Below are 20,924 nucleotides of genomic sequence, written 5' to 3'. Positions count from 1 at the left end.
CTCTGCAGATGATACCTCTTGAGCCAACAGGTCAAGGTCTTCCTCAAGAGTCGTTATTTCAGTTTCATCATCCAGTAATGCATTAAAGTAGTCATCAAGTGCTTGTTCACTGGACAGCACATCATTACTGCTCATCGAACGCCAACCTCTCCAGGTAAATCAGTAGCTGTTTATAGGCAAACACACCACGGCTACCAGATGCAAAATGCGAAGCTGGCAAGTGCTTTAAACTGGCATCGCGGAACTTGGTATCAATAGGCACCGCTGAGGTCCACACTTGATTTGGGTAATCTTTTTTCAGTTGCATCAATGTCTGCAATGACGCTTTCGTGCGCTTATCGTACATGGTTGGGACGATAGTCACTTTGAAACCGCCCGGGCGAGATTTTTGCATAATGGTTAGCGTACGCATCATGCGCTCCAGACCTTTCATCGCCAAAAACTCTGTTTGAACAGGAATCAAAATTCGGTCACTGGCTGCCAACGCGTTCACCATCATCACGCCAAGGATTGGCGGACAGTCAATCAACACATAGTCATAGTCTTGTGAGACAGTTTGCAGCGCCCGTTTTAAGATTAATCCCATACCACTGCGATTACCCATTACGCGATCAAGCGTGGCAAGGGACATATGCGCGGGAATGATATCCATTCCTTCCAGCTCTGTTTCTAAAATCAACGGCTTAACCGTCTCACGAGAAAACGTCTTCAACTGGAATAAATCAAATAGGCTCGAAGTTACTGCATCAGGATCATAACCGAGATAAGTAGTCAGTGAGGCGTGAGGATCAGTATCAACCATCAATACTCGATGGCCTTTCTGGCTCAATAAGCCCGCCAATGTCACTGTTGAGGTGGTTTTACCCACGCCTCCTTTCTGGTTAGCTACACTCCAAACAATCATGATGAATCCTAAGCTAGGCCAACTTCCACCAACATGCGTTCAGCAATGCGGTCAAGCGGTAAATCTTCTGAAGAAATGCCTGCTTTAGCAACCGCTTGGGGCATGCCATAAACAACACAACTTTCTTCATCTTGTGCCCAAATTGTTGAGCCTGAAGACTTCAACATGCGAGCGCCCTCACGACCGTCTGCACCCATGCCTGTCAACACTAAAGAGAGCACTTTGTCGCCATATACTTTTGCGGCAGAACCAAAAGTCACATCCACACATGGTTTGTAGTTCATGCGGTCGCCGCCATCAATAATGCGAAGACGAGCAGCGCCCGCTCGTCCATCTACCATCATTTGTTTCCCACCTGGTGCAAGGTATGCCACACCGGGCTGTAACACATCGCCATCTTGTGCTTCTTTCACTTGAATCTTACACAAGGTGTTCAAACGACTGGCAAACGCAGCAGTAAACGTTGCTGGCATGTGTTGAATCAATACAATCGGATGCGGATAGTTCATCGGCAAGCGCGTCAGAATTTTTTGTAGAGCAACGGGGCCACCTGTTGATGTGCCAATTGCCGTCAGTTGATACTTCTTACCAGAAGCACGGTACTTTGTCGCAGCAGGTCGAGTTGGTGTTGGAGTCACAGGTGAAGCCGTTCTTGAACCTAATGATCGAGTAGTCGTGCTGGTACTCGCTGTTGGGCGAGCGATAGGTCGACGCATGAAAGCGCGCTTCGAGGCAATCTGAATCACACGCTGTTGAAGTAATGACACCGCTTCTTCACGGTTACGCGCAATGTCCTCAAACTTTTTCGGTAAGAAGTCCAATGCGCCCGCATCTAGCGCATCAAGCGTAGCTTTCGCCCCGTCGTGGGTCAGGGACGAAAACATTAGAATTGGCGTTGGAGCAGCGGCCATTATTTCACGTACAGCTGTAATGCCATCCATCACTGGCATTTCAATATCCATCGTGATGACGTCAGGTTTGAGAGATTTGGCTTTCTCAACCGCCTCTCTACCATTTACCGCAACGTCAATCACTTCTAGGCGCGATTCTGAGTTGATGATTTCGCTCACGCGACGTCGGAAAAAACTCGAATCATCAACGACTAGTACTTTAATCGCCATCTTATTCCTTTTAATAACGTCAGCTTTGCTTAAAGGCGTGAAGCCGCAGCATATCGCTTAAGTAAATCAGGCACATCTAGAATTAATGCAATATGGCCATCGCTAGTAATTGTCGCACCAGCCATACCTGGAGTGCCCTGTAATAGATTATCGAGTGGCTTAATAACCACTTCTTCTTGACCAATAAGCGTATCCACAACAAAACCAACGCGCTGGTTACCAATCTGTACAATCACCACGTGACCGTGACCAGTACGCTCTTGGACGCTTTGCGATTTGGATGCCAACCAGTTTTGTAAGTAAAATAGTGGGATAGATTTCTCACGCACAATGATCGTCAACTGACCATCTACCACGTTTGTACGGCTAAGATCTAAGTGGAAAATTTCACTCACCGAAGCCAGTGGTAGAGCAAACGGATGACCGCCAACACCGACCATCAGAGTCGGTAAAATCGCTAACGTTAGTGGTACTTTGATCGTAATCTTAGTGCCCTTGCCTAGCTCAGAATCGATATCGATTGAACCGTTTAAGGTATTGATCGCCGTCTTAACCACGTCCATACCCACACCACGACCAGAAATGTCAGAAATTTTATCTTTACTTGAGAAGCCAGGTGCGAAGATAAGGTTGAAGCACTCTTTATCTGTTAAACGTGCCGCCGCATCTTCATCCATCATGCCACGCTTCACCGCGATGCCACGCAGTTTGTTCGGGTCCATACCGCCACCATCATCTACGATGGATAGTTCAATATGGTCCCCTTCTTGCGATGCTGACAAAATCACTTTACCTGTGCGTGATTTGCCGGCCTTCGCGCGTGCGTCTGGCATTTCAATACCGTGATCAACCGAGTTACGTACCAAGTGAATCAACGGATCGGCCAATGCTTCTACAAGGTTCTTATCGAGATCGGTTTCTTCACCGCGCATTTCTAGCACGATGTCTTTATTTAGGTTACGAGCCAAGTCACGGACAACGCGCGGGAAACGGCCAAACACTTTCTTAATTGGCTGCATACGCGTTTTCATTACCGCGCCTTGTAGATCCGCAGTTACCACATCAAGGTTAGCGACCGCTTTGGACATCTCTTCGTTGTCGCTATTCAAACCAAGGCTTAATAGGCGGTTTCGAACCAATACGAGCTCACCCACCATGTTCATGATGGTATCAAGCGTCGAGGTATCAACACGAACGGTTGCTTCAGCCTGAGGTTTTTTAACCGCTGGTGCTTTGGCTTCTTCTTTTACGGCGACTGGTTTAGATTCTGGCTTTGGTGCTGGCGCTGTTTGAACGGGTGCTGGCTTAGCAACAGGCTCAGGTTTCGCAGGGCTTTGCTCTACGTTTGCTGAAGCAGGCTTCGTTGCCATATCCAATTCTTCTAGCGTTGGGCCTTTACCTGAACCATGTAGCTCATCGAGTAACTTTTCGAACTCTTCGTCCGTCATTAAGTCACTGTCTTGATTTGATGAAGATGACACTGGAGCGGAAGGCTCTGCCGCTTTAGGTGGCTCTACTGGTACGGATGCAGATGCAGCAGCCTCTGCCGTAGAAGGGCTTTTTCCTACACCGTGCAGTTCATCGAGTAAACGTTCAAACTCATCATCAGTGATATCACCACTTTCAACTGATGGTGCACTCGATTGAGGCGGTTCAGATGGCGTTGTAGGTGTCGCAGACATTGAGGTGCCTGGCGCTGAACCTTTACCATGAAGCTCATCAAGTAGCTTTTCGAATTCGTCTTGGGTAATTTCATCAACAGAGCCGACACTTGATGGTGCTGACGGCGCAGCAGGTTCTTCGATGATAGGCTCGGGAATAATAGGCTCTGGAGTAGCCACTGGTTCTTCAACTACGGTTGCCGCTACTTCATCTTCTGACTCAGGTTTGCATAGACGATGAAGTTCTTCAAGAAGCTCAGGGTCCGCAGCTTCTAACGGCTCACGATCTTGAACAGCCTGGAACTGGGTATTAACCGTATCCAAGGCTTTTAGCATCGTATCCATTAAGTTTTGCGTTACCGTGCGTTGACCGTTTCGTAAAACGTCGAACACGTTCTCCGCACCATGACAAGTATCGACTAGCTCTGCCAATGAAAGGAAGCCGGCACCGCCTTTTACGGTATGAAACCCGCGGAAAATAGCATTAAGTAAGTCTTTGTCTTCTGGGTTATTTTCCAATTCAACCAACTGCTCAGAAAGCAGCTCGAGAATTTCCCCAGCCTCAATGAGAAAGTCCTGAAGAATATCTTCGTCTAAATCGTAGCTCATACGTTACCTTTAAAATCCAAGACTGGACAACAAGTCATCGACTTCGTCCTGCGATGAAACCGCATCTTCTCTCAGTTCTGGATGAAGAATCGGGCCTTCGGCTTCGCTTGTTTGTGTATTCTTTTTATCTGCCGGTTCTGACAAAACTTGAATGTGTTCTTCAAGTTTATTTCCAGAGAATACGGTTAGGATTTCCACTAAGCGGCCTTCAACTTCATTAACCAACGTAATTACGCGGCGAATGATTTGGCCAGTTAGGTCTTGGAAGTCTTGCGCCATGAGAATTTCGGTCAATTGGCCGCGCAATTCAGTGCTGTCACCTTCGACTTGCACTAATAGCCCGTCAATTCGGTGGCACAGTGCTTTAAATTCGCTTAATTCTATGCGCCCGTGCATGAGTTCATTCCATTGAGGACGAACTTTTAGAAGGCAATCATGCAGGTTATCAGCGATAGGAAGGCAGCAGTCGACCGCATCCATTGTTTTGTTGGCTGCAAGCTCTGTCTTCTCGATCACATAATTGAGACGATCCCTAGCGTTAGGGATTTCGTCTTTCGCAATTTCGGTCATGCGCTGATCGAGACTGAACTGCTTGAGTGATTCGTGAAGGTCTCGAGTTAACGCTCCAATTTCTTGCAGCATTGGGTTATCGGCACCTTCGTAGATCGAGGCAACAAGCATATTGGCTTGGTCTTGTTCCCCGTTTTCTAGCATTTGAACGAGTGACTTCGCCTGCTCTAGTGAGATCATTCTGAATAGACCCTTTTACGTTTAGTTCTTCTTATCACTTTGAAAACGCTAAACGAGTCATTTAATAGGTATTTAATAATTGGTATGAATGACTCGAATAACAAAGAGAAAGAGAGAGTTATAAACGCTCGAAAATTTTATCTAATTTTTCTTTTAATGTTGCAGCAGTAAATGGCTTAACAATGTAGCCGTTTACACCTGCTTGAGCAGCTTCAATGATCTGCTCACGCTTCGCTTCAGCCGTGATCATTAGAACTGGCAGATGCTTAAGTTCTGCATCCGCGCGGATGTGTTTAAGCAAATCGATGCCTTGCATACCTGGCATGTTCCAGTCAGTTACAACAAAATCGAAGTCACCTTTTTTCAGCATTGGTAATGCGGTTAAACCATCGTCCGCTTCTTGAGTGTTATTGAAACCCAAGTCACGAAGCAGGTTTTTAACAATACGGCGCATTGTTGAGAAATCATCAACAATAAGGATCTTCATGTTTTTATTCAAAATTGCCTCCACTGAATCGTAAAATCAGTGTTTTTAGTCATTTTGTGTCCACGCACTGAGCTTGGTACGTAAACGTTGCATCGCTTGACTCAGTATTTGACTTACGCGAGATTCGCTTACGCCTAACACATCGCCAATTTCTTTCAAATTGAGTTCTTCATCATAATAAAGCGAAAGAACCAAAGCTTCACGCTCTGGAAGCTGTTTTATTGATTCAACCAGTGCTTTTCGAAATGATTCATCAACTACCCCTTTGAATGGGTTGCTGTCATCGGTTTCATCCGCCGGTGAAATCACATCATCAGAAACGCCTAAATCTTCAATACCGACTAATTTTGAGCAGTTGATATCGGTAAGAGCACTATGATATTGATCCAGTGTCATCCCGAGATGCGTGGCTACTTCAGAATCAGTAGGATCTCGATTTAATTCGCCTTCCAGCTCCGCAATCGCTTGGTTAATCTCTCGATTATTTTTATGAACAGAACGCGGTACCCAATCGCCTTTACGCATGTCATCTAACATTGCGCCACGAATACGGATACCTGCATAAGTTTCAAAGCTCGCACCTTTAGAACCATCATAATTCTGCTGAGCTTCGATAAGACCGATCATGCCGGCCTGAATTAAATCCTCTACCTGAACACTCGGCGGTAAACGGCCTAGTAGGTGGTGAGCAATGCGCTTAACCAACACTGAATAACGTTCAATGAACGCCTGCTGGCTATTAAATTTGCCATGTTGGTCATAGGTTATCGCTTTATTCACCAAAAGGGTCCTCTGCGAATTCGGTACGATTTAGCAACCTTTCCACAAAAAATTCCAAGTGTCCACTTGGTGTTTTCGGTAGTGGCCACGTCAACGCTTTGTTTGCTAGTGAGCTGATAGCTAAAGCGGCAGGCGAGCGTGGGAACGCATCAACGACAATTTTTTGTCTTTTTACAGCCTGTCGTACTTTATCATCTAATGGAATACATGCTACGAGTTCAAGGCTAACATTCAAGAATCGCTCTGTGACTAGTGTCAACTTTGCAAACAATTCTCGCCCTTCACGGTAGCTTCTGACCATATTTGCTACAACTTTAAAGCGTTGAACTTGGTGTTCTTTACTCAACAGCTTGATTAATGCATAGGCATCTGTGATTGACGTCGGTTCATCACACACAACTACAACCACATCTTGAGCTGCTCGCGAAAAACTGATTACCATGTCAGAGATACCAGCAGCGGTATCAATCAGCAGGACATCCATTTCGTCTTCAAGACTACCAAATGCTCGAATGAGTCCAGCATGCTGAGCGTGAGAAAGCTCTGTCATGCTCTGTGTGCCAGAAGTTGCAGGAATTATCTTTATACCATAAGGCCCTTCGACAATCGCATCTTTTAGCTCACATTCACCCGCTAAGACATGTCCTAGATTACGTTTTGCACGAATTCCGAGCATCACGTCCACATTGGCCAGACCTAAATCAGCGTCGAGAACCATCACCTTCTTGCCTTGGCGAGCCATACAAATCGCCAGACCCAGTGTTACGTTTGATTTCCCCACACCACCTTTGCCGCCAGTAACAGCAATCACTTTGGTCAACGATGGTTGTGTTAAGCGACGGAGGCCGCTTGCTTGATCGTGTATCATATTCTCAGTCATAGTAGTCCGCCGCCTTAGAGTCCTTCACTGTCACTGTTCCAAAAGTGAGGTTCGTTCTCTGTCGACTTCTCTAACAGTTCATTTGCTTTCGCAAGCATATATTTTGGTTGCGCTATCACAATGTCTTCTGGTACGCGCTGACCATTAGCGATGTAAGCTACTGGCATTGCGTTTTGAATCACTACACTGATGAATTCGCCTAGGCTTAATGACTCATCAAGCTTCGTCATAATACAACCCGAAAGTGGTATACGTCGGAAGTGATCCAGCGTTTCTTGTAGAACACGACGTTGTGCGGTAGCCGGCAAAACAAGGTAGCTGTGAATCACTTCTCCGCTCTCTTGCATTAGAGTGTCGAGCTGCTCGGAAAGCCTCACATCTCGTTGCCCCATCCCTGCCGTATCGACCAAAATCAGTCTTCTGTTTCTTAGCTGATATATAACATCGGCTAACTCGTTAGAATCTTTAGCAACTCTTACGGGACAACCCATGATTCTTCCATAAATTGAGAGCTGCTCATGTGCACCTATGCGATATGTATCTGTTGTCACAAGGGCCACATTGTCGGCACCGTATTCCATGGCTGCGCGTGCTGCCAGTTTCGCTACGGTCGTTGTTTTCCCAACCCCCGTCGGACCCAACAATGCGACTACGCCACCACGTTTTAAAATGTCCTGTTTAGGAATATTGATTTGGTCCGCCACCAGCGACAATAACGCTTTCCACGCTCGCGCTGGCTTTGTATCTTCCGGGATATAACAGGCCATCTGGTCTGCTAACTCCGGAGAAACGCCCATTCGCTCTAAGCGCTTAATCAGCATTGCTCTTAGCGGCTCACGGCGTTCTACTTCTTGCCACATCAGGCCAGAAACTTGGTGCTCCAACAGACGACGAATTGACGTCATCTCTTCGCGCATGCTTTCTAGCTCATCTGCCGATTCGTCACGCTCATCGCTTGGGCGACGTCGATCATAGCGCGTCGGGTCCAGCTTGGGTGTCGGACGTTCAAATCGATTGTCCTGTGCGATTAGCTTCGCCAAGGGTGAATCTGGTTGATATGGCGCTGGCTTTTCTTGGTTGTAGCCGTCGCGATGCTTATTTTGGCGTTGCAGCAAAGCAGAGAGCGAATCTTCATTTTCCGCTACGTGATCGTCAGCATCTGCTGCACCACCGCTATATTGCTTAAGCATATTAGCGAATCGCTGCGTCATTGAGCCTGTTTTTTCATTGTTACTGTTATTACTGTTCAGGCTAATTTTATCTTCATCTAAATGACGATCTTGGTAACGATCAGCAGAAGACGATGACATTTGACGATGTTCGTTATAGCGATTCGATTGAGAAGCACCGCGATTTTGCTGTGACGCTGCGCTTGCTTGAGACGGATTAGATTCACTATCTATCGCCGCAACAATCGCTACTCCACCAGCCACTTTCTTGTTTGACATGATCACCGCTTCCGCGCCTAACTCCTCTTTCACTTGGAGCAGCGCCGTTCTCATGTCTTTGGCAAAAAATCGCTTTATTTTCAAACTATGAATCCATTAATGATGCGTGAGATCAGTTACCCACGGCTTGCACAATTCTGATCTGTTTTTCATCCGGGATTTCTTGGTAAGACAGTACCCGGAGATTAGGTATTGTGTTCTTCACAAATTTCGCCAACGTCGAGCGTAATACACCAGAAGTAAGCAGAACGGCAGGTTCGCCTTTCAGTTCTTGTTCCTGTGTCGCTTGGCTTAGTGAAGACTGCAATCGCTCAGCGAGTCCCGGTTCAATCCCCGCGGATTCGCCTCCTGATGCTTGCATAGTTTGATGCAATATTTGTTCCAGTTCAGGTATCAAAGTAATCACTGGTAACTCAGGCTCTATACCATTGATTTCTTGAACAATTAGACGTTTAAGACTAATTCGAACTGCTGCCGTCAATATGTCAGCTTCTTGACTCTTACTTGAGTACTCAGCCAAAGTTTGAACAATCGTGCGAATATCGCGGATTGGAATGGCCTCGTTTAACAAGTTTTGTAGGACTTTCACCACCACACCTAATGGTAATTGGTCAGGAACAAAGTTCTCGACTAACTTAGGCGCGCTGCGCCCCAACATTTCTAATAAATTCTCTACTTCTTCATGACCAATTAGCTGTGATGCGTTGTTGGTCAATAGCTGGCTTAGGTGCGTCGCTAATACCGTTGATGAATCAACAACCGTATAACCCAGAGCCTGCGCGTGCTCACGCTGATCTTCTCGGATCCATACGGCTTCCAGTCCAAAAGCAGGGTCAATGGTTGGCTCACCATCAATCATGCCATACACCTGACCTGGGTTAATCGCTAGCTCTTGATCCGGACGAATCTCTGCTTCGCCCACCGCAACCCCCATCAATGTAATTCGGTAACTGTTTGGGGTCAGCTCAAGATTGTCACGAATATGAACCGCTGGAATTAGGAACCCAAAATCTTGCGATAACTTTTTACGCACGCCTTTTACGCGCTCTAGCAGTTCCCCACCTTGGTCTCTGTCCACCAAAGGGATTAAGCGATAACCGACTTCCAAGCCAATAATATCGACTGGCTGGACGTCATCCCAAGACAGTTCGCGCTGTGAGGAAGGTTCTGTACCTTCGTCTGCTGTTGCTGGTAAAGCGGGCTCTTTCGCTTTCTGCTTCTGCCGTTTGTCGATGAAATATGCCGCTGCACCGGCCGCGACTGCCAGGCTCAAAAACGCAAAGTGTGGCATGCCCGGTACGATGCCCATCACACCAAGAATAGCCGCAGTAATCATCAGCGCTTTTGGGTTGTCGAACATCTGGAAGACCAGTTGTTCCCCCATGTCTTCATCGGTGTTTTGGCGCGTCACCATCATTGCCGCTGCAATCGACAGCAATAGCGATGGGATTTGTGCGACCAAACCATCACCGATTGTCAGTAAGGTATAGATTTCAATCGCTTCACCGAAACCCAATCCATACTGCGCCATACCGATCGACAGACCGCCGACGATGTTGATAAACAGAATCAAAATACCGGCAATCGCGTCACCTTTTACGAACTTCGAGGCACCATCCATCGAGCCATAGAAATCCGCTTCTTTGGTCACTTCAAAACGACGAACTCTTGCCTGCTCTTGGTCTATCAATCCGGCATTCAAGTCGGCATCAATCGCCATTTGCTTACCCGGCAACGCATCAAGCGTAAAGCGAGCACTTACCTCAGAGATACGACCCGCACCTTTGGTCACCACCATAAAGTTGATGATCATTAAGATGAGGAAAACCACTAGGCCGACCGCGTAGTTACCACCAATAACGACGTTACCGAACGCCTCAATTACGTTACCTGCCGCATTACCGCCTTCATGACCATGCAGTAAGACGACACGAGTCGAGGCAACGTTCAAAGCCAAGCGGAGCAACGTGGCGATCAGCAATACCGTTGGAAAAGCAGCGAAGTCCAAAGGGCGACGTGTGTAAACGGTCACTAACAACACCACCATCGACAGCGCGATGTTAAAGGTGAAGAACATATCCAGCAAAAATGCTGGAATCGGCAGTACCACCATCGCTAGGGTGGCCAAAACCATCACCGGAGCACCAATAGCTGGCATTTCACGTTGAGGGATTCGTGGCAATTTATCTGCAAACGGCAGGCTTAACTTCATACTGCGAGAGATCTCAATCGATTGAAGCGTCACGTAAGCTCTTACTATTAATACGCGACCGCTTTAGCCTAAAAGTTTAGGTAGGGTTGATAATTAAAGCGTTTTAAGCAATCTATGTACCATAATTAGCGCCAAAATAATGACTAAACACTCAAATAGAGCTTAGCTTTTGATCAAACGAGCTTTTTTAAGGCTTTACCGCTTTTCGTATCAATGACGGTGCTCGGGCGGGATTGGCAAATCATAATCTTGAATTTTCGGGCGCTGTCCACCTCGTTTTCGGTATTGCTTCAATTGGAATACAAATGCCAAAACCTGAGCGACGGCAGTAAATAACCCATCGGGGATCTCTTGCTCGAGCTCTGTAGTGTGGTACAACGCACGAGCCAAAGGTGGTGCGGGCACAATCGTAATGTCATGTTCGCGGGCGACTTCTCGAATCTTCATCGCCATGTGGTCAGTACCTTTAGCGATCACGACTGGCGCACGGTCTGTCTTCTGTTTATAACGAAGCGCTACCGAGAAGTGCTCTGGGTTAGTAACAATAACATCAGCTTGAGGAACGTCCGCCATCATTCGACGTTGAGCCGCTTCCCTTTGCAACATACGAATACGGCCTTTCACTTCCGGCTTACCTTCAGTCTCTTTGTATTCGTCTTTGACTTCTTGCTTGGTCATTTTTAACTGATCGGCGTGCTGCCAAATTTGAAATGGAATATCGATGGCAACCACAATCAATAGCGAGCAACTGATCAGCAAAATAAAGTTCAGCAAAATATCTAAAGCATGGAAGATGTTTTGCGGATACACATCCATGCTCAATTGAATCAGATCGGCCTGTGATGCTTGGATCAAATAGATGGCGACACCAGTGACCAGAACCACTTTAAGGATTGATTTGATCAACTCTACCCAGCTTTGCATTCCAACCATTCGCTTTAAGCCGCTAAGCGGATTCATTTTCGACAGCTTGGGCATGGCCGCTTGGGCAGAAAAACTGATTCCTCCCACACCTGCTGCTCCAATCATGGCGGCGGTAAACAATGTCGCTAACACCAAAAATAGTGGGAACAACAAATCACTCATCGCGCCCAAAGCGATATCAAACAGTTTTGCAGTATCGAAAATCTCTTCTCGTTGAAGATCAAATAAACGGCTCATGATGGAAAACAATGAACGTGCTAACGCCTCGCCAAACCACATCAATGAAATGGCGCCAACGATCAGCACAGATGCTGATGCAAGCTCTTTAGATCGAGCGACCTGCCCCTTTTCTCTGGCTTGTTGTAACCGTCGGGGCGTGGCTTCTTCGGTGCGTTCCTGACCGTCTGATTCTGCCAAATCTTAGCACTCCAAGCGAATAAGCCGACAAATCTGCGCCTCACCCACTGTCCAGAACATTTCATAATGACTGTATAGACCAGCCAGTATGTACCAACAAAGTAATAGACCCACCATCAAAGCAAAAGCAAAACCAAGCGAGAAGATATTCAGCTGTGGTGCGGCACGGGTCATTACACCAAACGACAAGTTAATGGTCAGTAGTGCAATAATGCCGGATAGAGACATACTCAGTGCCGTTTGGAACATAATACCAAGCCAGCCTGCCATTTCACGGAAATCAACCGCGTTGAGCGAGCCGGAGCCAATCGGCAAAGTTTTAAAACTGAACACCACCAATTGCAGCATTTTTAAGTGTCCATCGGTGGCAAGGAAAAACATTGTCGTTAAGAACATGAATAACTGGCCAAGCAATGGCGTGTTCTGACCATTTGCGGGATCAACCATAGAAGCAAAGCCCAAACTTGATTGCATACCCAATATTTGACCAAGTAGGACAAAGGTTTGAATCATAAATTGAGTAACCATACCCATCGCTATGCCGATGATCATTTGCTCGGCAATGGTCATGAAGCCACGAAACGAGAGTAGCTCAATGTCTTGAGGTACAGCGGGGATGGCTGGCATGACAGCGAAAGTGATGGCTAAACCGAGGTAAAGGCGGATTCTTGGCGAAACAAATCGGGCCCCGGTTACTGTCATCACCATCAACATGGATGAGATACGAACATAGGGCCAGAAGTAGTTTGCGATCCAATCTAAGACAACGCTAGTGGGGTACTCCATAGGCGCCTCTAATAAAGCACCTGAGGTAAGCGTTCAATCAAGCCATAGAAATATTCCATCAACATTTGCGTCATCCAATGCCCAAACAGCATCAGGGCCAAAAGCGTGACAATCAAACGCGGTAAGAAGCTCAATGTTTGTTCGTTGATGGATGTCGCAGCTTGAAAAATCGCGACTACAAGGCCGATAAGCAAGCTTGGGATGATAATAGCGCAGACCATGATAAGCACCATCCAAAGTGCTTCACGGAAAAGCTCGACAAACATTTCTGGTGTCATGTCTTATCCTCTATCTGCGCTTATCTAAAGGGCAAAGCTGCCCGCGAGTGTCGAGAGTATCAAGTTCCAACCATCGACCAATACGAACAACATCAACTTGAACGGCAACGAAACAATCATAGGTGACAACATCATCATACCCATTGCCATCAATACCGAAGCGACTACAAGGTCAATAATCAAAAACGGCAAGAAGAGCATAAAGCCAATTTGGAATGCAGTTTTTAGCTCTGAGGTGATAAAAGCCGGAATCAACACCGCCATCGACACATCTTCTGGATTCTCGACTTGCTCTCCTGACATGGTTACAAACGTCTCCAAATCTTTGATTCGGGTCTGTTTAAGCATAAATGCTTTCATTGGCGCTTGTGCAGCATCAAACGCTTCTCGCGCCGTAACTTGCTCGTTCAAATAAGGCTGAACAGCTTTGTCGTTGATTTCGTTCAGGACAGGAGACATAACAAAAAAGGTCAAAAACAGCGCAATACCAATAATGACCTGATTAGAAGGCGTTTGTTGCAAACCCATTGCCTGACGCAATATCGACATCACCACTACAATTCGAGTGAACGAGGTCATCAGAATCACCATGGCAGGCAAGAAGCCAAGCATGGTCATTAACGCTAAAATTTGTAGTGTAACCGAGTAGTCTTCACTGCCATCAGGGTTCGTGGTCATGGTGAATGCTGGAATACCACCGCCACTAGAAACGGACATAGCACGGCTAGCACCAGTATCACTTTGCATAGCCTGAACTGTAACACCACTTCCATCGGCTAAGTTATCTGGCAGCGCTGACCCCTCTGCTTCAGCAAAGGTAAATGAAGAAAACAGCACGCCGACAAAAAGTAACAACGTACTCAGGAGCAAACGAATTGGATTACCCTTTGTCATTTTTTTTGATCAGCTGGCTAAATTGAGTCGCAAAAGCATTGGTCGCCAACTCTTCCTCTTTCAGTGGCTTATCTAACTTGGCTAAAGTTTGGATCGATTGGCTAGTAATCCCAACCAAAAACTGTTCTTCACCCACTTGAACTACTGCGATTCTTTCTTTTGTACCCACTGGCAACTGACTCACTATACGCAAGCCCTTTTGTTGTCCCATCGCTGGCACTTGCATACGTTTCAGCAACCAAGCCAGCAAAAGAATCACGCCGATTACAAGCACAAGCGAGCCAAGTGTCGTCGCAAGATCCAGATTATTTGGTGCGGCAGCAAATGCATAAGGAGCACTTAGCATTAAGCTCAGTGCTCCAGTGATTTGCTTCAATCGCATTTTGATTGAACGACTCATCTTAACGCAGCTTCTTAATTCGTTCAGTTTGGCTGATCACATCCGTCAAACGGATACCAAACTTATCGTTGACGACCACGACTTCGCCGTGAGCAATCAAAGTACCGTTAACCAGTACGTCGAGCGACTCACCGGCTAGACGATCCAACTCAACAACCGAACCTTGGTTAAGCTGCAACAGGTTCCGAATGCTAATTTGAGAACGACCGACTTCCATCGAAATCGTCACCGGGATATCCATAATAGTGTCGAGTTTACGACGCTCATCTTCGCTAATTGGGCTTGAAGTGTCTTTTAGCTCTTCCAGTGGCGCAGCCAATACTTCATCTACGTCTACAGAAGGGGCAGACGGATCTTCGCCAAGAGCGGCTGCCCATTCGTCTGCTAGCTTTTGATCGTCACTTGGTTCCATTTTTCTATCCTGTGTTACGCCTAACTCATGCCATAGCATGTCTGTTTAATAAGGTATCTTAATGGTCTATATCGTCTTCACTCTCAAGCTCGGACATGATGTCTTTACCTAAGAAAGCTAAATCTGTTTTGACGACATGTGGGCGCTCAATTTCCTCAGAAATTTGCACCGCTAATTTGTCTTCCGATCGACCCATTTTTACGCGATAGGTCGGTAGGTCTTCTACAAACATCGTCGCATGTTCTGGCATTTCAATCGGGATGATATCGCCCGGTTGCAGCTCCATGAGATCACGCAAAGAAATGTCTTTTTCGAGCAAGTTCACGCGGAAGTTAACCGGACAATCCATGATCTCTTCACGTAGTGCTGAGCTCCAGCGAACGTCCGTTTCCATCTTGTCGGACTGAACACCTGCATCCAATAGTTCACGGATAGGCTCAACCATGGAGTAAGGCATAACGACATGAAAATCGCCGCCACCGCCGTCAACTTCTATATGGAATGAACTCACGACAATCACTTCTGTCGGGCTGACAATGTTTGCCATGCTTGGGTTTACTTCAGAGTCGAGATATTCGAACTCTACCCCCATCACTGGCGACCACGCTTCTTTATAATCTTCAAATACAATTTTCAGTAACAACTGAATGATGCGGCGTTCCGTTGGGGTAAATTCACGGCCTTCGATTTTGGCGTGGAATCGACCATCACCGCCAAAGAAGTTTTCTACCAGAATAAAGACTAAACGAGCCTCCATGGTGATCAACGCAGTGCCTTTTAACGGACGAAAACGCACCATGTTCAAACTGGTTGGCACGTACAATGTGTTCTGGTATTCACCAAACTTCATCATCTGCACGCCATTGATCGACACCTCTGCCGTTTTACGCAGCATATTAAACAGACTAATACGCATGTGCCGTGCGAAGCGCTCGTTGATAAGTTCGAGCGTCGGCATTCGACCACGTACGATTCTGTCTTGCGACGAGAAATCAAAATTGACGGCACCCTCAGTGTCGTTTTCTATCGGTTCATCGACGTCATCAACATCGTCAACCCCATGCAATAGCGCATCAATTTCGTCTTGGCTTAATAGATCGGTCACGTTTTACCTATTGAATAACAAAATCTGTAAACAGTACTTTTTCAATCACTGGCTTACCGACCGCAGCATTCAGCGCTGCTTTGATATCTTCGGAAGCACGATCGCGCAATTCCACTCGTCCTGTAGGAGAGCGCAATTGATCAACCGTCGCGGAAGCAAACGTTGATAGCATAGAGCTTTCAATCAGTGGCGAATGATACCGCGCCAACTCTTCATTTTCTGCACCGCGAACCATTAACTGCGCTTTAATTTGAACCAGCCTATCGCGGCTATCCCCAGTAACGTTAAATACAAATGCCTGAGGAAGATTCACATACGCGATGGGCGCAGCATCCGATGCCTTCACTTGAGCCTGTTGAGACGATTCAGCCTGAGCAGGTTCATCAGAGCCCATTAGAAAAAATGTCGCTGCCCCGCCACCAAGTAGTAATACTACAACAGCGATGATGATGATAAGTAACTTGCTTTTTCCTTTCGGCGCATCGGCCCCTTGTAACTGTTCTTCTGCCATTCTTGTCTCTTATTGTTCTTTTGAGTTACCAAGACGTTTTAGTGAGTTGCTTGGTAACCATATTCCATTGCCGTTAAACGGCCTTTTATGCGTAAAAACTAATTCCATCACGCTTTGAAGCGACATTCAAATCCAGATTGACATCAGATTCAAAACCCTCTTCGGACTGTCCAGAAAAACCGCCACTTTGCGCGCTTTGAGCATGTTGTTCAGCAGTATACCTACCTTGCTGTTGCCCACTGTTTTGTTGTTGGACGGAAGAATCAGCCAGCTGCATACCTTGTTGCGCTAACATTTCTCTCAAACGAGGGAGCGTCTGTTCAATAATGTCACGAGCTTGCGGGTTGTTCACTGTAAAATGTACATTGGCAACGTCATTATTCATGGTCATACGAATTTGCATACGACCTAACTCTGGTGGATCAAGACGAATATCAAGATTTTTCAGATTCTTCGACATCATCATTTGCACTTTTTCCGCAACTTGCTCGTTGGCTAGCTCTTTAGTTAGTTGCAACGGAAGCTGAGCTTGCTGTGCAGCATCAATACGCGCTTGTTGCTGTACATTAATTCCTTGCTGACCTGCCATAGCCTGAAGCTGTCCAGCGAAACCGTGTTGGAGGTCCGGCTTATCTTGTTTATCCGCAGTCGCCTTTAGCGCACCAGTCGCCAATGCTGCGTTCATCACTTTCTGGCTAATCTCTCCGTCTTTCACACCTTGAAGCGACGTCGGCACTTGCGCGGCTATCAACATATCGGGCGTTGAAGATAATGCGACTTTTTCTCCACTATGAGCAGTTTGTGGCTGGGGTACTTGAGCCGCTGTATGCTGGACTTGCTGAGACACTGCCATAGGTCCAGCCTGGAGAGTTAAATTATGTTGTACTTGTTGCTCTGCGAGAATCTGTTTAATGTCATTAGGGAGCGCAACAAATTGGGCAAGGTCTTGCTCAGGAATATCCGCCGTGATCCTTCCTTGTTTCAAGCCTTCAATGATCTGAGCTTCTTGCTGAGTCAGTGGTTTTCCTTGCGTCAACTTGGTATCTATAATGTCAAGTTCATCCAAGGAGACTCGTGGAAGCGCGTCGATGTTGGAACCATCAACGTCTGTTAACAACGGCGACAGCTCATTAGCTACTTCACCACTGACCGCGCTCTTAGCCGTCGGATGGCTGGCTTGTTTCGCTAGCTCTTGCCAAGCAGCAAACTCAGGCGAAAGTTTGTCGACATCGATAGGTTGACCATTCTTATCTAAAATTGGCTCTAAGTCTTGCCCTGGGATCATCTGTGCTTGTTCAAGCGAATGAACTAATGGCGTTTCATTCAAAGCCAACTCATCAAGGTGTGTCGAAACGGTTGCTTGCTCGTGGAACGAACGTACTAAATTCGCTCTCTGAGGCAAAACTTTGCCACTATCGATGGATGCATTACTCGCATTCAGGGTTTGATTCGCTTGTTCAATTCGACCAAGAAGCTGTTGTCCTTCGCCCATCGTGCTTTTTACGTCCATTGTATTTGATGGGTTGATCGTATCGATTGATGTTGATTTCACTTTTTCAATAGCTTCAACATCATTCTCCAAAGGTGTGCTGTTACTCGCCTTTTGTAAACTTACTTCTTCACTTAAGGTTGCATTCGGTTTGCTTGCTGATATTTCATCAAAATCATGGGTCCCGTCACTGACGGATTCTTGGCTTTCTTGCACCAACAATTCGTCCGAGACGTTAGCAGAAGAAGTACTGCCTACATCCGCTCTTTCTTTTTCTTCAACCACTGTCGATTCTGTTGCTACTTTTTCGGGCTTTTGTTTACCAGCAAATGCATCGGTTAACGTTTCTAAAAATCCCTTGTTCTCAGTGCTCTCTGCGGACGCTTTAGCGGACACATCAGAAACTGGCGTCTTGGTAGTCGCAGATACATGGGACAAATTCACACTCATTTAGAAACTCTCGTTCTCGTGGCTCTGAGCGTATCGCTGACAGACAGCAATACTGGCGGCAAACAAAGGTCAAAAAGACCCGACACTGACAGCTAAAATGCAAAAATCACACCACAATATTGAGCCAATTCTCGGTAAGCTAATAGATGGCATGTTTATGGAACAAACATCAACAGTACTATCCGAGAACCTGGTTCCTAACATGATGTACAGCTACTTGATTGACTTTGAAAAACGATAAGCGTAAACAGACATTTGACTTAACAATTAAGGAATCACTTTGAAGATCACAGAATTACGCCAATATAGAATCAGAGCAGGCAAAACAGAACAGTGGCTAAGTTGGATGAAGGAAGAACTGTTGCCCTATCAACGTTCACAAGGCATGCGTGTACTGAATACTTACGTCCACACTGGTGATGATGGACATGACTATTTTGTTTGGCTTAGAGAGTTCGACAATGAACAAGCACGCCAGGCTCTCTACGAAAAAACATACAACGAGTGGTGGGTTCGCGAGATTCGACCGAAGGTGTTTGAGTTAATTGAACAAGACTCAATCAAAGTTACCTTACTTGAATCGGTAGAGATGTAGTCAGCTGCAACACCGTAATGCAATATCGAACCGATAACGTTTAGAAACGATGTGGTTTTCGACTGTAAAGTAAGGTGGAAAACTCGTCCATTTGCTTTTGTTCGCGCTTAGCTTCAGCAAGTTGTTTCTCTTTTTCGCGTTTGTCTATCATCCACTCATAGGATTTGCGTTCTTTACGCACGGTTAACCAATATTCTTTACAGTTTTCAACCTGCTCTTTGAAATGACTTTCTGCTTGCTTTTGCTTAGATAAAGTTTCATCTAGCTGGGTAAGGAATCGATTTAAGTGTCCATATTGACTTGCCGTTAGGCCCGCCTGACCACGGTCGACGAGTTGCTGGCAATAATCAAGCCGATACTTTTCAATTTGTTCAACCTGACGGTAATAATCTTCGAGTTCAGAACGCGCTTTGTTCAGTGCAAGCACAGCTTGGTCTTCACGATCCTTAGTTTGCTCAAGTAGAAACTCCATCGCATTATTCATGCGCTATCACCCACCCAAAATGTTTCTAAGCATATTGACGCACATATCGTATGGCACCGATTCTTTCATGCTCTGCTGCAAGTATTCGTCTAACTTCGGTTTCAAAGTAAATGCGCCATCAATAGCAGGATCGGTACCCGGTTTGTACGCTCCAATCGAGACCAAATCTTGATTCTTGCGACAAATAGACAAGACCTGTCGCACCGCTTTTGACATCAAAACGTGCTCTTCAGTCGTGATTTGCGGCATAACACGGCTCACCGACTTCTCGACATCAATCGCCGGATAATGGCCTGCATCCGCCATTTCACGAGAAAGTACAATATGGCCATCAAGAATGGCTCGCGATGCGTCCGCTATCGGATCTTGCAAATCATCCCCTTCGGTCAACACGGTAAAGAACGCCGTAATCGAGCCTTGTTCGGCACTTCCATTACCCGCTCGCTCAACCAGCGCTGGCAGCTTGGCAAATACAGAAGGCGGGTAGCCTTTCGTCGCTGGCGGCTCACCAACAGAAAGTGCGATTTCACGCTGTGCTTGTGCAAAACGAGTCAACGAGTCCATCAATAGCAGAACATCTAACCCTTGGTCCCGGAAGTATTCAGCAATCGTTAATGCCGTTTGGCACCCCTTTAAGCGCATTAGAGGTGAAGCATCGGCAGGCGCCGCGACCACCACTGAGCGGCGACGACCGTCCTCACCCAAGATCTCTTCGATGAACTCTTTAACTTCACGTCCACGCTCACCTATCAGGCCGACGACCACAACCTGTGCGGTGGTGCCTCGCGTCATCATGCCAAGCGTGACCGATTTACCCACACCAGAACCTGCAAACAGACCGATACGCTGACCTTTACCAACCGTCAACAAACCATTGATGGCTTTTAGGCCAACATCGAGCGGTTCAGAGATTGGCTTTCGAGCCAACGGGTTGATTGGTTCGGCATTAAAAGAGGCACGGTGATCGGTATACAAAGGGCCAAGTCCATCAAGTGGATTCCCAACCCCGTCTATCACGCGCCCAAGTAATTCCATGCCGACAGGCAAACCAGCGTCACTGGTTAAAGGGGTGACTCTCGCGCCAGGTAAAATGCCCGTAATTTGTTCGCTTGGCATTAAAAATAGGTTGTCACCTGAAAAGCCGACAACCTCGGCTTCCATCTGACCTGACATGGTTTCCACTAAGCATAAACTGCCAATTGGTGCGCGACAGCCGGTCGCTTCCAACGTTAACCCAACCACACGCACCAGTTTGCCAGAGGCGACAGGGCGCGTCGTAAGGCCTTCAACTTTGTAGCTTTTTAAGCGGTCAGCGAGTGCTTGCATG

22 protein-coding genes and 1 pseudogene are annotated in these 20,924 nt (G+C 46.6%); 2 read left to right on the top strand and 21 right to left on the bottom strand.

Annotated features, from left to right (window positions below; all coding sequences use genetic code 11):
• From R7Z10_RS18025 to R7Z10_RS17935, 19 genes and pseudogenes are all read right to left on the bottom strand, one after another.
• Positions 1-135, bottom strand: a pseudogene (locus tag R7Z10_RS18025) (chemotaxis protein CheW); the annotation flags it as partial.
• Entirely contained in the window at positions 125-904 is a 780-nt protein-coding gene (locus R7Z10_RS18020) for a ParA family protein (protein ID WP_005380505.1), read from the bottom strand. The gene R7Z10_RS18020 and the pseudogene R7Z10_RS18025, both read right to left, overlap by 11 nt.
• An 8-nt stretch (positions 905-912) precedes the next feature.
• Positions 913-2,025: a chemotaxis response regulator protein-glutamate methylesterase gene (locus R7Z10_RS18015; RefSeq protein ID WP_005380504.1), complete on the bottom strand. Its 1,113-nt coding sequence runs from the start codon at positions 2,023-2,025 to the stop codon at positions 913-915.
• Positions 2,026-2,054: 29 nt separating this feature from the next.
• Positions 2,055-4,295 carry a chemotaxis protein CheA gene (locus tag R7Z10_RS18010; RefSeq protein WP_054577611.1) on the bottom strand — a complete coding sequence of 747 codons (2,241 nt, stop codon included), beginning with the start codon at positions 4,293-4,295 and terminating at the stop codon, positions 2,055-2,057.
• 9 nt (positions 4,296-4,304) lie between these two features.
• Positions 4,305-5,045 (bottom strand): protein phosphatase CheZ, encoded by a 741-nt coding sequence (locus R7Z10_RS18005; protein WP_005380502.1) that lies wholly within the window; start codon positions 5,043-5,045, stop codon positions 4,305-4,307.
• A 118-nt stretch (positions 5,046-5,163) separates the two neighbouring features.
• Complete coding sequence (gene cheY, locus R7Z10_RS18000) at positions 5,164-5,532, bottom strand: chemotaxis response regulator CheY (RefSeq protein ID WP_017635949.1); 369 nt, start codon at positions 5,530-5,532, stop codon at positions 5,164-5,166.
• 45 nt (positions 5,533-5,577) lie between these two features.
• Positions 5,578-6,312: an RNA polymerase sigma factor FliA gene (locus R7Z10_RS17995; protein WP_005380499.1), complete on the bottom strand. Its 735-nt coding sequence runs from the start codon at positions 6,310-6,312 to the stop codon at positions 5,578-5,580.
• Positions 6,305-7,192, bottom strand: coding sequence for a MinD/ParA family protein (locus R7Z10_RS17990; protein ID WP_005380498.1), 888 nt, complete (start codon positions 7,190-7,192; stop codon positions 6,305-6,307). Before R7Z10_RS17990 ends, R7Z10_RS17995 begins: the two co-directional genes overlap by 8 nt.
• 14 nt (positions 7,193-7,206) lie before the next feature.
• Positions 7,207-8,724, bottom strand: a complete 1,518-nt coding sequence (gene flhF / locus R7Z10_RS17985) for a flagellar biosynthesis protein FlhF (protein WP_033907111.1) — start codon at positions 8,722-8,724, stop codon at positions 7,207-7,209.
• 28 nt (positions 8,725-8,752) lie between these two features.
• On the bottom strand, positions 8,753-10,852 hold the full coding sequence (gene flhA / locus R7Z10_RS17980; RefSeq protein WP_025998722.1) for a flagellar biosynthesis protein FlhA: 2,100 nt from the start codon (positions 10,850-10,852) through the stop codon (positions 8,753-8,755).
• A gap of 210 nt (positions 10,853-11,062) precedes the next feature.
• Complete coding sequence (gene flhB / locus R7Z10_RS17975; RefSeq protein WP_005380490.1) at positions 11,063-12,193, bottom strand: flagellar biosynthesis protein FlhB; 1,131 nt, start codon at positions 12,191-12,193, stop codon at positions 11,063-11,065.
• A gap of 3 nt (positions 12,194-12,196) precedes the next feature.
• The gene (fliR, locus tag R7Z10_RS17970; protein WP_005384463.1) at positions 12,197-12,979 is read right to left on the bottom strand and encodes a flagellar biosynthetic protein FliR; all 783 of its coding nucleotides are present in this window, start codon (positions 12,977-12,979) and stop codon (positions 12,197-12,199) included.
• An 8-nt stretch (positions 12,980-12,987) separates the two neighbouring features.
• Positions 12,988-13,257 carry a flagellar biosynthesis protein FliQ gene (gene fliQ, locus R7Z10_RS17965; RefSeq protein WP_005380488.1) on the bottom strand — a complete coding sequence of 90 codons (270 nt, stop codon included), beginning with the start codon at positions 13,255-13,257 and terminating at the stop codon, positions 12,988-12,990.
• 24 nt (positions 13,258-13,281) lie between these two features.
• Complete coding sequence (gene fliP, locus R7Z10_RS17960; protein WP_054577610.1) at positions 13,282-14,151, bottom strand: flagellar type III secretion system pore protein FliP; 870 nt, start codon at positions 14,149-14,151, stop codon at positions 13,282-13,284.
• Positions 14,138-14,551 (bottom strand): flagellar biosynthetic protein FliO, encoded by a 414-nt coding sequence (gene fliO / locus R7Z10_RS17955; protein ID WP_054577609.1) that lies wholly within the window; start codon positions 14,549-14,551, stop codon positions 14,138-14,140. The genes fliP and fliO overlap by 14 nt, the downstream gene beginning before the upstream one ends.
• A gap of 1 nt (position 14,552) precedes the next feature.
• Positions 14,553-14,963, bottom strand: coding sequence for a flagellar motor switch protein FliN (gene fliN / locus R7Z10_RS17950; RefSeq protein WP_005380479.1), 411 nt, complete (start codon positions 14,961-14,963; stop codon positions 14,553-14,555).
• Positions 14,964-15,021: 58 nt separating this feature from the next.
• Positions 15,022-16,068, bottom strand: coding sequence for a flagellar motor switch protein FliM (fliM, locus tag R7Z10_RS17945; protein WP_005380478.1), 1,047 nt, complete (start codon positions 16,066-16,068; stop codon positions 15,022-15,024).
• 7 nt (positions 16,069-16,075) lie between these two features.
• Entirely contained in the window at positions 16,076-16,579 is a 504-nt protein-coding gene (gene fliL / locus R7Z10_RS17940) for a flagellar basal body-associated protein FliL (RefSeq protein ID WP_054577608.1), read from the bottom strand.
• An 85-nt stretch (positions 16,580-16,664) separates the two neighbouring features.
• Complete coding sequence (locus R7Z10_RS17935) at positions 16,665-18,518, bottom strand: flagellar hook-length control protein FliK (protein ID WP_318105474.1); 1,854 nt, start codon at positions 18,516-18,518, stop codon at positions 16,665-16,667.
• Positions 18,519-18,615: 97 nt separating this feature from the next.
• Here R7Z10_RS17935 and R7Z10_RS17930 point away from each other — a divergent pair, with 97 nt between their 5' ends.
• Together R7Z10_RS17930 and R7Z10_RS17925 are read left to right on the top strand one after the other, a co-directional pair.
• Positions 18,616-18,759: a hypothetical protein gene (locus R7Z10_RS17930; protein WP_005394314.1), complete on the top strand. Its 144-nt coding sequence runs from the start codon at positions 18,616-18,618 to the stop codon at positions 18,757-18,759.
• A 39-nt stretch (positions 18,760-18,798) separates the two neighbouring features.
• A complete protein-coding gene (locus R7Z10_RS17925) occupies positions 18,799-19,113 on the top strand; it encodes an NIPSNAP family protein (RefSeq protein WP_005380475.1) in 315 nt (104 codons plus the stop codon).
• Positions 19,114-19,153: 40 nt separating this feature from the next.
• Here R7Z10_RS17925 and fliJ read toward each other — a convergent pair whose 3' ends face one another.
• The gene (gene fliJ / locus R7Z10_RS17920) at positions 19,154-19,597 is read right to left on the bottom strand and encodes a flagellar export protein FliJ (protein WP_005380474.1); all 444 of its coding nucleotides are present in this window, start codon (positions 19,595-19,597) and stop codon (positions 19,154-19,156) included.
• Positions 19,598-19,603: 6 nt separating this feature from the next.
• On the bottom strand, positions 19,604-20,923 hold the full coding sequence (gene fliI, locus R7Z10_RS17915) for a flagellar protein export ATPase FliI (RefSeq protein ID WP_005384474.1): 1,320 nt from the start codon (positions 20,921-20,923) through the stop codon (positions 19,604-19,606).
• Between the last annotated feature and the right edge of the window lies 1 nt (position 20,924).

Origin of the sequence: Vibrio sp. Vb1018 (assembly GCF_033338775.1) — a bacterium.
Taxonomy (GTDB): Bacteria; Pseudomonadota; Gammaproteobacteria; order Enterobacterales; family Vibrionaceae; genus Vibrio; species Vibrio alginolyticus.
The sequence above is the reverse complement of the archived record's forward strand: the minus strand, read 5'-3'. Positions and strand labels throughout refer to the sequence as shown.